Raw genomic sequence first — 13,515 nt, forward strand, 5'->3', positions numbered from 1 at the left:
GTTTCAGCCGTAACGGCTTGGCTGCCGGCATAAGTCGCACGGGCGCGAGGTCAAGGGCAGTTCGTCGAGTTACGCGGCAAGGAAACGCGCGATCTCTACCCCCAGTTCCCGCTTGGTCACGCAGCTCATGTGCGTTCCGGGAATCTCGGCAAGGACACCCTGCGCCAATTCCTCGGCCAGCGCGTGCGGCGAGCCATTATCGCGGTCCTCGGTGCCACAAACGACCAGCGTGGGCATGGTCACGGCAGCAAAATCCTCGATCCCCGCGCCTTCGATCGATTCCAGCAGCAGCCGCGCCGCGACCGGATCGATCTTCATCGAACGCATGAAGTTCTGCGCGAAATAGGCCGGATCGTCGCGCGGAATCGTGCCGTAGCGGGCGATGACATCGAGGAAGAAGGCCGAGCGCCCGCCCCACTTGACCAGCCCCTCAAGCCCCATGCCGCCCAGCACCAGCCGGCGGGGGCTCAGTCCCGCGATCACGCCTTTGAGCGAAGTCCGCGCGCCGAGCGAGAAACCGCCAAGATCGTAGTCCGACAGGCCGAGCGCTCGCACGACTGCCTGAAGATCGGTGACCAGCACGTCATGCGGATAGGCCCCTGGTTCCTGCGGCGCGGCGCTTTGGCCGTGGGCGCGCAGATCGGGCATGATGACCTCGAACCCGGCCTCGGCGATCAGGGCGGCGTGGCCGTATTTGATCCAGTTGACCTCGGCGCTGGAAAACAGCCCGTGGAGCAGCAGCAGCGGCCTGCCCGCGCCGATCCGGTGCACCGCCAGCTTGGCGCCGCCAAAGCCTTCGACGAATTCGGTATCGACCGCGCTCATTCCGGCATCTCCTTGCCCGCATCCTTCCACTTCCGGACCAGCACATCGTAATCCGCCGCCTTGTGTCGCGGCAGGGCAGAGGTGTCGATCCACGCCTCGTGCAGGCTCTCCGCGCCAAAGTGATGCTTGGGCACGAAGGGAGAGGGATCGTCGAACGAACCGATGGTCAGGTCCATCTTCGCCGAGCCTTCCGCGAACCGGAACCCCAGCGGCGTACCGCAATGCGAACAGAACGGCCGCCGCGCGATGGGCGAGCTTTCGTACCAATCGGGTTCACCTGCCCAGGTCACGTCATCCACCTGCACCCCGACAAAAGCCGCCGCGACGCCGCCCGTGGCGCGCTGGCACATCTTGCAGTGGCACAGGTAAGCCTCGGCCGGATCGGCCTCCACGGTATAGCGAACGCGGCCGCACTGGCAGCCGCCGGTCATGGTCTGGAGCGTCATGCCGCTGAATTAGCACGCGCCCGGGGATTTGCCATTGCGATCACCGGGGCAATCGTGCTGCATTGGCGCATATCCCGCGAAGTCAGGTGGACGAATGAAGATCGAAGGCGATTACGGACAAGACGGCTTTGCCACGATCCGGGGCTTGATCCCGCCCGAGGTGGCAACCAACCTCTACAAGCAGATCCAGATAGACCTGCAGGCGGCGGGCCGCTCCGTTCAGGACTTCGCCGTGTCGCAGGCGCTTTCCCGGTTCGAGACCGTGGACATTTCCGGCCACTTCTACCGCCCGCTGACGACCTTCCTCTGGGGGCTGACCCCGATTGTCAGTCACATAACAGGTGCCGACCTGCTGCCGAGCTACGACTTCTTCCGCATCTACCTGCAGGACGACATCTGCCGCGTCCACGCTGACCGGCCATCAAGCGAGCACAGCATCTCGCTCACCCTTGCCTATAGTGACGACAAGCCCTGGCCGCTCGAGGTAGGCTCGCGCCATGTCACCGAGGTTACCCCCTGTGAAGACACCTGGGGCGACGAACCCTATACCTCAGTAGCAATGCAACCGGGCGACGGCGTCCTCTACCGCGGCATCGACCGCCGCCACGCCCGCGTCCAGCCCAACCCCAACCGCTGGTCAGCGCACCTGTTCCTGTTCTGGGTCGAACGCAATGGTCCGTTTGCCCACCACGCCTTCGACGTGGAGCGGCTGAAGTCCGAGCATGAGCGGGTGGCGCGGATGGGTGGCGGTGGTCTCAATCGATGAAAGAAGAATATTATCTAACAATCGATGCAAGTGTTCAAAGCAGCTTGGATTTATTCGAAGTTTGGACCGACACGATTTACCTCGGATTCAGCGGAATCACCTGTTGGGACGCTTTCGACGAGCTAATGCGCGAGTGCTTTGAATACCGAGACATATGCGTCTGCGTCACGCACGCGGACCTTTCGGGAATAGATGGACAAGACCTCCATATTTACAACAGCATCCTCTCCGAGATCGCCTCAGAGCATACAGAAAAGCTGAGAATTCGGTTGGCCGACTAACTAGTTAGTACTCTGCCCTCACCCTTTCTTCAAATGCCGCCGCCCGAGCAGTTCTGCGATCTGCACGGCATTCAGCGCCGCGCCCTTGCGCAGGTTGTCTGACACGCACCACAGTGACAGGCCGCTGTCGACCGTCGGGTCTTCGCGCACGCGGCTGACGAAGGTGGCGTAATCGCCGACACATTCGATGGGGGTGACGTATCCGCCGTCCTCGCGCTTGTCGATCAGCATGATCCCCGGCGCCTCGCGCAGGATGCTCTGGGCCTTCTTGGCGGAGAGTTCCTTTTCGAACTCGATGTTGATCGCCTCGGAATGGCCGACGAAGACCGGCACGCGCACGCAGGTGGCGGTGATCTTGATCTTCGAACCCATGATCTTCTTGGTTTCGGCGACCATCTTCCATTCTTCCTTGGTCGAGCCATCATCAAGGAAAACGTCGATGTGCGGGATCACATTGAAGGCGATCTGCTTGGTGAACTTCTTGGCCACGGCGGGATCACCGACGAAGATGTTGCGGCTCTGCTCGAACAGTTCGTCCATGCCTTCCTTGCCCGCGCCGGAGACCGACTGGTACGTGGCGACGACAACGCGCTTGATCGTTGCGGCATCGTGCAGCGGCTTCAGCGCGACGACCATCTGCGCGGTCGAGCAGTTGGGATTGGCGATGATGTTCTTGGCGGTATAGCCGTCGATAGCGTCGGGGTTAACTTCGGGCACGACCAGCGGCACGTCCGGGTCCATGCGATAGAGCGAGCTGTTGTCGATCACCACGCAGCCTGCAGCGGCGGCCTTGGGCGCATAGGTCTTGGTCGCTTCCGAACCGACGGCGAACAGGGCGATATCCCAGCCGGTGAAGTCGAAATGTTCGAGGTTCTTCACCTTGAGCATCCGCCCGGTCTCACCGTATTCGAGCTCGTCCCCGGTCGAACGCGAGGAGGCGACTGCGGCGATTTCGTCGCAGGGGAATTCGCGCTCGGCAAGGATATTGAGCATCTCGCGCCCGACATTGCCCGTCGCGCCGACGACGACTACCCGGTAACCCATGCTCATCTCCTGAAATGTCTTGCTGCGCCCCTAGAGGATGGCAGCGCCGAGCGCCACTCCCTGTTTCCTGCCCCCGTCAAACCATCCAGCGGAACCGCCCGATCATTCGGCCAGCCGCAAGGATGTCTTCCTCCTGCGTGCCCCGGCCGATGTTGTGGATCACCATCGGGTTGCCGAGCGGCGACACACGGTCCGAAATCACGCCCGTGTGCGGCAGACGTTCCCCCACTAGCGAGGAGAACACATCCCCCGGCTGCCACCCGCCCAGCGGCAGGCGCGCGCCGGCGCGGTCCCAGAACACTTCGAGATTGGGCACGCGGCGGTGGTCGATGTTGCGATCGGGCCGGCGCAAGCCCCAACGGCGGGGATAGGCGGAAAACGTGCGCGCCATGTCGCGGTGGACTTCGGCCTGCAGGTCAAGGCTCAGCGCGTCACGGTAAGCGCGGATCACCACGTCGGTACACACGCCCTTGGCCCGCGGCACGTCACCGCCCGGGAAGGTCAGCACGCTATAGGCAGGGTCATAGGCGCGGGTGATGCCGATCTGCCGCCGCGCCGCCGCGATCAGCGCAGCGGCGCGCGCGCTCGCCGGACGGGGCGTCGCGGCGGCAGGAGCGCAGGCGGCGAGCCCGAAGGCGAGGCTACTGACTAAGAGGTCTCGCCGGTCGAATGACATCACCTGCTCCTGCACCCGGGGTCACAGCGGCCAAGGCTGCCTTGGGCCGCCTGAACGGTTGCTTGCGGCCATAGGCCAGGCTGCGCCAGACCCATTCGAGCGGTCCCGACTGGAACACCCGCATCCAGACATTGGCGAAGATCAGCAGCAGCACGACCACCACCGATGCCTGCCACATGACATAGGCCCAGCCCTGCCCGCTCGGCAGGTGCAGGCCGATCGGCGAATAGAGCACCCAGATGCCAATGATCTGCTCAAGGAAATAGAGCGAGAAGGCCATCTGTCCGGCGGCCTTCAGCGGCGAGAGCAGGCCCTTGCCCCAGGCGAACCGCACCAGCAGGTTGATCAGCGCGACATGGCCCAGACTGACCGCAATGCGCGCCAGTTCCTGCGTCATCCACAGGGTCTTGGGGATCGGCGAAAAGGTCATGCGCTCCAGCCCGCCCACGTACCGCGCGGTGAGGCCAAAGCCATAGGCCAGCACCAGCGCCCAGACATAGGCACGGGTCGACCGCTTGCCTTGCAGGAAGCCGAGCTTCCACAGCGCAATGCCGATCAGCATGGTGCCGAAGGCCTCGATAATGCCGAACAGCAGCGCGCCCTTGGCGTTGATCATCATATAGGTCGAGATGAAGAACCCGGCATATTCGGTGAACGATCCGTCGCGCGCCTTGGCCTCGTCCTTGGACAACTTCTGCAGCATGGGATCACCTTCCGTGATCTTCTTCTGCTTTTCGGTCCAGGTCTTGACCGCTTCCGTTTCCGGCTTGGTCAGCGCCTCGCCCTTGGCCTGCTTGACCTGCGCGGCTTGGTAGGTCGCCTGCGTCTGCGAACGGTCAATATATTCGAGCGTACCGCCGATGAACTGCGCCACGCCGAACAGCAGGCCCAGGGTCAGCAGCCACTTCACCTTCATCTTGCGGAACGGGAAAAGCGCCAGCGCGCAGAGCGCATAGACGTGCAGGATGTCGCCCATCCACGCGAGAATGAAGAGGTCGACGAGACCGAAGGCCAGCAGCCACAGGTTGCGCCGAATATAGAGGTCCGCCACGGCGACCGGCCCGTCAGGCTCCATCGCCTTGGCCGCGGTGACCATCAGGCCGGCGCCGAACAGGAATTCCAGCATGCCGCGCTGGGTGCCTTCAAGGAATGTTTCCATGAACAGCCAAGCGCGTTGGTCAGCCAGGCTCCAGCCCAGTTTCCTGATCTCGCCGAACATGGCGACCATCGGCCCCATCATAGCCGGCAGGTTCATGTAGAAAATGCCGAGAATGGCAAAGCCGCGCATCATATCGAGCACTTCGATACGATCGCGGCCGCGCACTGGCGCCAGCGCCAAGCCCTGTGTCATTGGAATTCTCCCCATCCGTTCCCTGCGCGGAGAGTATCAGGGTGTATGAGGAATGCAATACACGTTCAGTTGCGTTGCAATTCGCTTGGCGTGCCCATGCAAAAAGGGCCCCGACCGTCGTCGGAGCCCCCAGACCCTTGCGGGTAGCGTGCAACCACCCGAAGGCAGTTGATTCGTATTCTTATGCGTCGCCGCGCGGATCCCGGCGTTCGGCGATACGCGCGCGCTTGCCGGTACGGCCGCGCAGGTAGTAAAGCTTGGCACGACGCACGACACCACGGCGGACCACAGTGATGCTGTCGATGTTCGGCGAATAGAGCGGGAATACGCGCTCAACGCCTTCGCCGAAGCTCATCTTGCGGACGGTGAAGTTCGAACCGATGCCCTTGTTGGCACGAGCGATGCAAACGCCTTCGTACATCTGTACGCGGCTGCGTTCGCCTTCGATAACTTTCACGCCGACGCGCACGGTGTCACCCGGGCGGAATTCGGGAATTACCTTGTCGCCAGAGGTCGCCTTCGCGATTTCCTCGGCTTCGATCTGCTGGATCAGGTTCACTGGTCCTCAGTCCTTCTTTTCACGCCGCGCGCCAGAGGCAGACTGGACCCGAGCGTCGTCATGACGCTCCCAAAGATCCGGTCTGCGTAACCGTGTATCGATCTCGGACTGTGACTTTCGCCAAGCCGCGATCTTCGCATGATCCCCCGATCGCAGCACTTCGGGGATCGTGCGTCCTTCCCACTCGGCAGGCCGGGTGTAGTGCGGATATTCAAGGAGGCCGTTCTCGAACGACTCCTCAGTCCCGCTGGAAGCCGCGCCCATTACGCCGGGAAGCAGGCGAATGCAAGCATCAAGCAGCATCAGCGCGGCCGGCTCTCCGCCCGACAGGACGATGTCTCCGACCGAGACTTCCTCGACCTGCCGCCCGGCGAAGATCCGCTCGTCGAATCCCTCGAACCGGCCGCACAGGACGATGACACCGGGGCCATCGGCAAGTTCACGCACGCGGGTCTGAGTGAGCGGCTTTCCGCGCGGGGTCATGGCGATGACCGGGGCATCCGGATTGAGGCTGCGTGCATGATCAATGGCGCTGGCAAGGACGTCCGCCCGCAGCACCATCCCCGCTCCGCCGCCGGCGGGGGTGTCGTCAACCGTGCGGTGCTTGTCCGCCGCGAAATCGCGGATCTGGATCGCATCAAGCGTCCACTTGCCCTCGTCCCGCGCGCGGCCGGCAAGGCTGATGCCGAGCGGGCCGGGGAACATTTCCGGATAGAGGGTGAGGACGACGGCGCGGAAGGTCATGGCACGCGCCTTTCGGCCAAATCGCGTGGCGGCGCAATTGCCGACTTGCAGACGCCTCCCGCAAGGGCGAAGGTGGGGCCATGCGCAAGTCCCTGATTTTGCCTCTGGCGCTGATCGCCGCTCCCCTCCCCGCCCTTGCCGAGGAAATCGGCGAATGCCGTTTTGACCGCGACACCCTGACCTTTGCCGGCACGCCGCTGGAGCAGGCCAACTGCCTGCTGCGCAAGATCGAGAAGTTCGCAGTGAGGAAGCCGCAGCCGGTGCCGCCGGTCTTTTCCTGGCTGTTGACCAACGCGCCGCCGCCCAGCGCCGCGCACAAGGCGGCGGCAATCGTGGCATTCCCCGAGCCTTACCGCGCCTATGCCCAGCTCCACGCCGATGCGCCGGTGTCGCAGACCGAGGAGGGCGTCCCGCTGCAATACTACGTGATCCACGATACCAGCACGCCGTTCTACAAGTCTGATCCGTTTCCCAAGCGACTGGATCAGGATCTGAAGGTCAACTCGTTCCAGCCCTATATCTCTGACGAGATCGCCAAGGAGCCGGTAGCGCACATCTTCCTCAACCGCGTGGGGCAGATCTGGGCCGGGCATGAATTCGCCGAGCCATGGCGCGCAACCAAGCTCGAAAGCCGCGTGGTTGGCCCGCGCGCGCGCGGGCGGTTTGTCCATATCGAGACGGTGCAGCCGCGCCGCTTTGTGGGCGATGCTACCACCCGCGCGGCAACCGAAGGCCCTAAGCCGGGCTTCTCCAAGGCGCAGTACCGGATGCTGGCCGCGCTCTACGTTTATGTCAGCGCGCGCGCCGGACGCTGGCTGATCCCGGCGCAGCACAACACGGTCGACGCCGGCATTCCCGATGCCCACGACGATCCGCAGAACTTCGACATGAAGCAGTTCGGCAAGGAAGTGGAGCGACTGGTCCGCTAAAGATTGCGCGTCGCCGCCAGCCCAACGGGAAGGCAGACACAAACGCCGCCCACCACTGCCAGCATCAGCGTGCCGGTCACGGCGATCGCGGCCGCGTTGTTGATCATGTCTGCCTTGGCGACCCATACGGTGCCTAGCAGCAAGGGCATCAGCGCCCCCGCTGGCACTGCCTTGGTAAGCACATGACGGCGCGATCCGCCTTGGCCAAAGGCCACGAGCAAGCGCACCAGCCCCCAGGTGAACAGCGCGGGCAGGAGGATCAGGATTGCGAGAAAGAGCAGGCTCGCCACGGCAATGATCTCCGGTGCCAGGTTGGAATCAGTCCTGACAATAGGACGCGACGATTAACAATCGTTCGTCATTCCATTCGGGCACGGCTTCGGCGCGCATCGGCACCATGAAGCGTTTGCCATTGGCACGCTGGACTTCCACAACGTCGCCAGCGCCGAAATTCTCAATCGCAACGACGGTGCCCAGCGCGTCGCCTTCGTCTGACACGGCAGGCAGACCCAGCAGATCAGCGTAGTAGTATTCGCCCTCGCCCAGCGGCGGCAGTGCCGAGCGGGCGACGGTCAGCGCGGTGCCGCGCAGGGCTTCGGCGGCATTACGGTCTTTCACTTCGGCAAAGCGGGCAATCGCGCCGCCCTTGCCGTCGTCTTTCAGCTTTTCGACGTTGAGGGCCTTGCCGCCGCCAAAATCGTTGAAGGCGCGGAATCGCTTGAGCGAGTCCACGCCTTCACCGAACAGTTTGAGCCGGACTTCGCCCGTGATGCCATGCGCGCCGATGATGGCGGCGAGCGTAACGGGCTTGTCTTGCACCAAGGTTTAGCCCTGAGCCTGTTCTTCGCTGGCTTCGGCAGCCGGAGCTTCCTCAGCAGCACCTTCAGCGGCAGGTGCTTCAGCAGCAGCGAGAGCTTCTTCAGCCGGAGCTTCTTCAACGGCGGGAGCGGGAGCGGCAGCAGCGGCGGCGGCAGCTTCAGCGGCTTCAACTTCGGCAGCCTTCTTGGCTTCTTCGGCTTCAACCAGCTTCGCAGCCTTGTCTTCAGCGCGGTCCTTGGCCTTCTTGCCGGGCTCGCCCTTGCTCGGGTTCACCGTGGCAGCGCGTTCCTTGATGCCGGCCTTGTCGAGCATGCGGGCAACGCGGTCGGTCGGCTGGCCGCCAACGCCGAGCCAGTAACGCACGCGGTCCTCCACGAGGCGAACGCGATTTTCGTCGTCCTTGGCGAGCAGCGGGTTGTAGGTGCCGATCTGCTCAAGGTACTTGCCGTCGCGCGGGGCGCGGCTGTTGGCGACGACGATCTTGTAATAAGGGCGCTTCTTAGAACCGCCACGCGAAAGACGAAGGGAAACAGACATTTGAACTACCTTTCGAAGTAATCAGTTTTTTTCAGTTGTACTTATTTCTTGAGAAGATCGTTGAGGTTGGAAGGCATCGAGCCGCCGAGGCCGGGGAGCGCGCCTCCGGCTCCGCCGCCCATTCCACCTAGGCCGCCGCCGCCCACACCCCCGCCGCCCATTCCCGGGATTCCACCCTTGCCGAACAGCTTGCCGAGCGCGCCGAGGCCGCCCATCTTGCGGATCTGCTTCATCGCCCGTTCCATTTCCTGATGCATCTTCAGGATCTTGTTGACGTCCTGCACCTGCGTGCCGGAGCCCTTGGCGATGCGGATCTTGCGCTTGGCATTGAGCAGGTCGGGACGGCCGCGTTCCTTGGCGGTCATCGAACCGATGATCGCGTCCATGTGCAACAACACCTTGTCGTCCATGCCAGACGACGCCATCGCCGCCTTGGCCTTCTTCATGCCGGGCATCATGCCGGCGAGCGCACCAAGGCCGCCCATCGACTGCATCTGGCGAAGCTGGGTGCGCAGGTCGTTCATGTCGAACTGCCCCTTGGCCATACGCTTGGCCATGGCCTCGGCCTCTTCCTCCTTGATCGAGGCAGCCGCCTTTTCGACGATGGAGACAATGTCGCCCATGCCAAGGATGCGACCAGCCACGCGGCCGGGGTGGAAGACTTCGAGCGCGTCGAGCTTTTCGCCCATGCCCGCGAACTTGATCGGCTTGCCGGTGACGGCGCGCATCGAGAGCGCCGCGCCGCCGCGCGCATCGCCGTCCATGCGGGTCAGGATCACGCCGGTGAGGTCAACCTGACCGGCAAAGCTCTGCGCAACGTTCACCGCGTCCTGGCCGGTGAGCGAATCGACGACGAGCAGCGTTTCCTTCGGGTTCGAGATGGCGGCAACCGCCTTCATCTCTTCCATCAGCTGCTGATCGACGTGGAGGCGGCCCGCGGTATCGAGCAGCAGCACGTCGACTGCCTGCAGCTTGGCCGCCTGCATGGCGCGGGCGGCAATCTCTACTGGCTGCTGGCCGGCGATGATCGGCAGGGTGGCAACGCCGACCTGCTCGCCAAGCACGCGCAGTTGCTCCTGCGCGGCGGGGCGGTTGACGTCGAGCGACGCCATCATCGCCTTTTTGCCGTACTTTTCCTTGAGCAGCTTGCCCAGCTTGGCGGTCGACGTCGTCTTGCCCGAGCCCTGCAGGCCGACCATGAGGATGACCACCGGCGGCGCGGCATTGAGATCGAGACCGGGAACATCTTCCCCGCCCAGCATCTCCACCAGTGCGTCGTTGACGATCTTGACGACCTGCTGGCCGGGCGTGACCGACTTCAGGACCGACTGGCCAACGGCCTTTTCTGTGATGTCATCGATGAAACGGCGGGCGACGGGCAGCGCTACATCGGCTTCGAGCAGCGCGATTCGCACTTCGCGCATGGCATCGCGAACGTCCTGTTCGTTGAGCGCACCGCGCCCACGCAGCTTGTCAAAGACACTGCCAAGGCGGTCTGACAAGGTTTCGAACATGGAACCAATTCTCCAAAACGCGAAAAAAGCCGGTGGGCGAAACCTCGCCAACCAGCTGCCTTCAAAAGCATAATTTATGAATGGTGGAGCCTAGCGGGATCGAACCGCTGACCTCCTGCATGCCATGCAGGCGCTCTCCCAGCTGAGCTAAGGCCCCATACCATTCATTCCGGTTCGCCTGAAAGGTGAACCACCCCCGTGCCATTGGCTAGGAAGGCCCGCCCATTAGAAGCGGCTCCCGAGCTTGGCAAGAGGGTTTTAATTTTCGTCGTCGTCGCCATCAACCCCGGCAACGCCAAGGTCATCGTCGCCGCCCAGATCGACGTCGTTGTCCGGGCTGTCGCCGTCCTCGTCGATGTCGATATCGTCTTCGGCCAGATCGGCGTCGGCCACGACGACGTCCTTCTTGACCTCTTCAAAGGGAATCGGCTGCTTTGACTTCAGCACCGGATCGATATTCCAGGCATAACCGCATTCGATGCAGGTGATCGGATCGTCCTTGCCGAGATCGTAAAAGCGGGTGCCGCACTTCGGGCAGCCGTGCTTGGCACCCCATTCAGCCTTGACCATGTCCATTCCTCGTGTGCGCCGCGCGGCGCGAAAATCGCTTGAAACCTTGCGGCGAGGGCTTGCGCCGACGCCCCGCCCATCCTGAGCCTGTCGAAGGACGCGCGCCTTGCCATAGTGCGCCCGCGCTGTCAAAAGCCGCGCGCATTTCCGCCTGCCCAGACGAAAGCTCCGACCTTGAGCCACTCCGATGCCGCCGCCATGCGCCCGCGCCACTTCCGCCCTGCCGGAGCCATGCGCGGAGAGATTCGCGTGCCGGGCGACAAGTCGATCAGCCACCGCTCGATCATGCTTGGCGCGCTCGCCGTGGGCGAGACCCGCGTCACCGGTCTGCTGGAGGGCGAGGACGTGCTGTCCACCGCCGCCGCCATGCGCGCAATGGGCGCGCGGGTGGAGCGCGAGGATATCGGCGAATGGGTGGTGAACGGCGTCGGCGTCGGCGCGCTGCTGCAACCGCAGGCCCCGCTCGACATGGGCAATTCGGGCACTTCCACGCGCCTGCTGATGGGCCTTGTAGCCAGCCATGCGATCGAGGCGACGTTCGTAGGCGATGCCAGCCTGTCCAAGCGGCCGATGGGCCGGGTGATCGAGCCGCTCTCCCGCATGGGCGCGGCGTTCGATTCGGCGGAGGGCGGCCGCCTCCCCCTCACTGTGCGCGGCGCTTCGCCCGCCGTGCCGATCGAATACCGCCTGCCAGTCGCCTCGGCGCAAGTGAAGAGCGCCGTCCTGCTCGCGGCGCTTAACACGCCGGGAATCACTACGGTGGTCGAACCGGTGCCGACCCGCGACCATTCCGAACGGATGCTGCGGGGATTCGGCGCGGAACTCGAAGTCGAAGAAATCGATGGTGCCAATGGCCCTGAGCGCGTGATTCGCCTGCGCGGTGAGGCCGAACTTCGCCCGCAGGTGATCGAGGTTCCGGGCGATCCCTCGTCCGCCGCCTTCTTCATCGTCGGCGCGCTGATCATTCCCGGAAGCGAGCTGCTAATCCGCAACGTCGGACTCAACCCCACCCGCGCCGGGCTGATCGGCGTGCTGCGCGACATGGGCGGGCGCATCGATGAAGAGAACCCGCGTGTGGTTGGCGGCGAGCCGGTGGCTGACCTGCGCGTATTCCACTCGCCATTGAAGGGTATCGAAGTCGATCCGGCGCTTGCTCCCAGCATGATCGACGAATTCCCCGTGTTCTTCGTCGCGGCCGCGCTGGCGGAAGGCCGCACGGTCACCTCGGGCCTCGACGAACTGCGGGTAAAGGAAAGCGACCGGCTCTCCGCTATGGCCGCCGCGCTGACCCTCGCCGGGGCGAGCGTGACCGAGAATGAGGACGGCTTGGTCATTCACGGCACCCGCGGCGATCCGCTGCCGGGCACCGGAGGCCCGATCGCTACACACCTCGATCACCGCATCGCCATGGCCATGGCCATTGCCGGCATGGCGAGCGTCAAGGGCGTCGAAGTCGACGATACCCGCCCAATTGCCACCAGCTTTCCGGTGTTCGAGGAACTGCTCGAAGGCGTCACACAGTGACGTTTGACTGGGCGAACATCGTCGGGCTGATCGGCAGCACCCTGTTCCTCGCGGCCTTTGCCTATGCCAATGCCGCGCCGAAGATGGACAAGGTGCTGTTCAACGCGGCCAACCTTGTCGGCGCGGCGCTCCTGCTCGCGTCGCTGTCTGTCCACTTCAACCTTGCCGTCGTGGTTCTGGAACTGTGCTGGGGTGTCATTGCCCTGATCGGACTGGTCCAGGCAATCCGCGCCCGCAAAGCGTCCCGGCCGTGATCATCGCGGTCGACGGCCCCACCGCCTCGGGCAAAGGCACGATTGCCAAGGCGCTCGCCGCGCATTTCGGGCTGCCGCACCTGGATACCGGGCTACTTTACCGCGCGGTCGGGCGCCAGTGCTTCATCGATGGCGGCGATCCGGATGACATCGCCGATGCCCTTGCCGCCTGCGCCTTCCCGGACAGCCTGCTGGGCGACCCCGAACTACGCTCCGAGGCAACCGGCGGGCTCGCCAGCCGGGTCTCGGTCCATCCGGCGGTGCGGCAGGCCTTGTATAAACGCCAGCGCAGCTTCGCCACCCAGCCAAGCGGCGCGGTACTTGACGGGCGCGACATCGGCACGGTGATTGCGCCTGAGGCTGAGGTGAAGCTGTTTGTCATCGCCTCGGTCCCGGCCCGTGCCGAGCGGCGCTTCCGCGAGATGGAGCAGGCAGGGCGCGAAGCCTCGCTTGAATCGATCGCCGCCGACCTTGAAGAACGCGACCGCCGCGATGCCACCCGCGCCGCCGCCCCGCTGCTCGCCGCCGAGGATGCCGTGGTGCTCGACACGTCGCTGCTCAGCCGCGACGAGGCCATTGCCCGCGCCATCGCGCTTGTCGATCTGATCCGGGAACGCGGCTAAAGGTTAACCGCGCTGGCAGGCTGTTTACATCGTTGTAAACGCTTGGAATCGAC

At 64.0% G+C, this 13,515-nt stretch carries 17 protein-coding genes and 1 tRNA gene; 5 read left to right on the plus strand and 13 right to left on the minus strand.

The genetic code is table 11. From position 1 onward, the window contains the following. Positions 1-69: 69 nt before the first annotated feature. Positions 70-825 (minus strand): alpha/beta fold hydrolase, encoded by a 756-nt coding sequence (locus tag WG900_RS06910; protein WP_339965821.1) that lies wholly within the window; start codon positions 823-825, stop codon positions 70-72. Then, the gene (locus WG900_RS06915) at positions 822-1,271 is read right to left on the minus strand and encodes a GFA family protein (protein WP_339965823.1); all 450 of its coding nucleotides are present in this window, start codon (positions 1,269-1,271) and stop codon (positions 822-824) included. The genes WG900_RS06910 and WG900_RS06915 overlap by 4 nt, the downstream gene beginning before the upstream one ends. 94 nt (positions 1,272-1,365) lie before the next feature. Between WG900_RS06915 and WG900_RS06920 the strand changes: the two genes are divergently transcribed. After that, positions 1,366-2,037, plus strand: a complete 672-nt coding sequence (locus tag WG900_RS06920; RefSeq protein WP_339965824.1) for a hypothetical protein — start codon at positions 1,366-1,368, stop codon at positions 2,035-2,037. Positions 2,038-2,336: 299 nt separating this feature from the next. Here WG900_RS06920 and WG900_RS06925 read toward each other — a convergent pair whose 3' ends face one another. The 5 genes from WG900_RS06925 to trmD form a co-directional block, all read right to left on the minus strand. Then, positions 2,337-3,362: an aspartate-semialdehyde dehydrogenase gene (locus WG900_RS06925; protein WP_339965826.1), complete on the minus strand. Its 1,026-nt coding sequence runs from the start codon at positions 3,360-3,362 to the stop codon at positions 2,337-2,339. 76 nt (positions 3,363-3,438) lie between these two features. After that, a complete protein-coding gene (locus WG900_RS06930; RefSeq protein ID WP_339965827.1) occupies positions 3,439-4,038 on the minus strand; it encodes a DUF1287 domain-containing protein in 600 nt (199 codons plus the stop codon). Then, complete coding sequence (locus tag WG900_RS06935; RefSeq protein ID WP_339965828.1) at positions 4,004-5,389, minus strand: DUF418 domain-containing protein; 1,386 nt, start codon at positions 5,387-5,389, stop codon at positions 4,004-4,006. The genes WG900_RS06930 and WG900_RS06935 overlap by 35 nt, the downstream gene beginning before the upstream one ends. Before the next feature lie 181 nt (positions 5,390-5,570). Continuing rightward, a complete protein-coding gene (gene rplS / locus WG900_RS06940) occupies positions 5,571-5,948 on the minus strand; it encodes a 50S ribosomal protein L19 (protein ID WP_339965830.1) in 378 nt (125 codons plus the stop codon). 6 nt (positions 5,949-5,954) lie between these two features. Further along, on the minus strand, positions 5,955-6,692 hold the full coding sequence (trmD, locus tag WG900_RS06945) for a tRNA (guanosine(37)-N1)-methyltransferase TrmD (protein WP_339965831.1): 738 nt from the start codon (positions 6,690-6,692) through the stop codon (positions 5,955-5,957). Positions 6,693-6,772: 80 nt separating this feature from the next. Between trmD and WG900_RS06950 the strand changes: the two genes are divergently transcribed. Further along, on the plus strand, positions 6,773-7,621 hold the full coding sequence (locus WG900_RS06950) for a hypothetical protein (protein WP_339965833.1): 849 nt from the start codon (positions 6,773-6,775) through the stop codon (positions 7,619-7,621). Here WG900_RS06950 and WG900_RS06955 read toward each other — a convergent pair. From WG900_RS06955 to WG900_RS06980, 6 genes are all read right to left on the minus strand, one after another. Next, positions 7,618-7,911: a hypothetical protein gene (locus WG900_RS06955; RefSeq protein WP_339965835.1), complete on the minus strand. Its 294-nt coding sequence runs from the start codon at positions 7,909-7,911 to the stop codon at positions 7,618-7,620. The two genes, WG900_RS06950 and WG900_RS06955, sit on opposite strands and share 4 nt — an antisense overlap. A gap of 28 nt (positions 7,912-7,939) precedes the next feature. Further along, a complete protein-coding gene (gene rimM / locus WG900_RS06960; protein ID WP_417597108.1) occupies positions 7,940-8,440 on the minus strand; it encodes a ribosome maturation factor RimM in 501 nt (166 codons plus the stop codon). Between the two features lie 6 nt (positions 8,441-8,446). Then, positions 8,447-8,977 (minus strand): 30S ribosomal protein S16, encoded by a 531-nt coding sequence (rpsP, locus tag WG900_RS06965; RefSeq protein ID WP_339965838.1) that lies wholly within the window; start codon positions 8,975-8,977, stop codon positions 8,447-8,449. 41 nt (positions 8,978-9,018) lie between these two features. Beyond that, on the minus strand, positions 9,019-10,491 hold the full coding sequence (gene ffh / locus WG900_RS06970; protein ID WP_339965839.1) for a signal recognition particle protein: 1,473 nt from the start codon (positions 10,489-10,491) through the stop codon (positions 9,019-9,021). An 81-nt stretch (positions 10,492-10,572) separates the two neighbouring features. Further along, positions 10,573-10,648, minus strand: a tRNA-Ala gene (locus WG900_RS06975). A gap of 101 nt (positions 10,649-10,749) precedes the next feature. Next, on the minus strand, positions 10,750-11,061 hold the full coding sequence (locus WG900_RS06980; protein ID WP_339965840.1) for an FYDLN acid domain-containing protein: 312 nt from the start codon (positions 11,059-11,061) through the stop codon (positions 10,750-10,752). A 198-nt stretch (positions 11,062-11,259) separates the two neighbouring features. Here WG900_RS06980 and aroA point away from each other — a divergent pair, with 198 nt between their 5' ends. Genes aroA through WG900_RS06995 form a run of 3 tightly spaced genes read left to right on the plus strand, consistent with a single transcriptional unit; the run spans position 11,260 to position 13,462 of the window. Continuing rightward, positions 11,260-12,585, plus strand: a complete 1,326-nt coding sequence (gene aroA, locus WG900_RS06985) for a 3-phosphoshikimate 1-carboxyvinyltransferase (protein ID WP_339965991.1) — start codon at positions 11,260-11,262, stop codon at positions 12,583-12,585. Further along, positions 12,582-12,839: a CBU_0592 family membrane protein gene (locus WG900_RS06990; protein ID WP_339965842.1), complete on the plus strand. Its 258-nt coding sequence runs from the start codon at positions 12,582-12,584 to the stop codon at positions 12,837-12,839. Before aroA ends, WG900_RS06990 begins: the two co-directional genes overlap by 4 nt. Beyond that, positions 12,836-13,462, plus strand: a complete 627-nt coding sequence (locus WG900_RS06995) for a (d)CMP kinase (protein WP_339965844.1) — start codon at positions 12,836-12,838, stop codon at positions 13,460-13,462. The genes WG900_RS06990 and WG900_RS06995 overlap by 4 nt, the downstream gene beginning before the upstream one ends. Positions 13,463-13,515: the final 53 nt, after the last annotated feature.

The sequence above is a fragment of the Novosphingobium aquae genome (assembly GCF_037572715.1).
In the GTDB taxonomy this organism is placed as follows: Bacteria; Pseudomonadota; Alphaproteobacteria; order Sphingomonadales; family Sphingomonadaceae; genus Novosphingobium; species Novosphingobium aquae.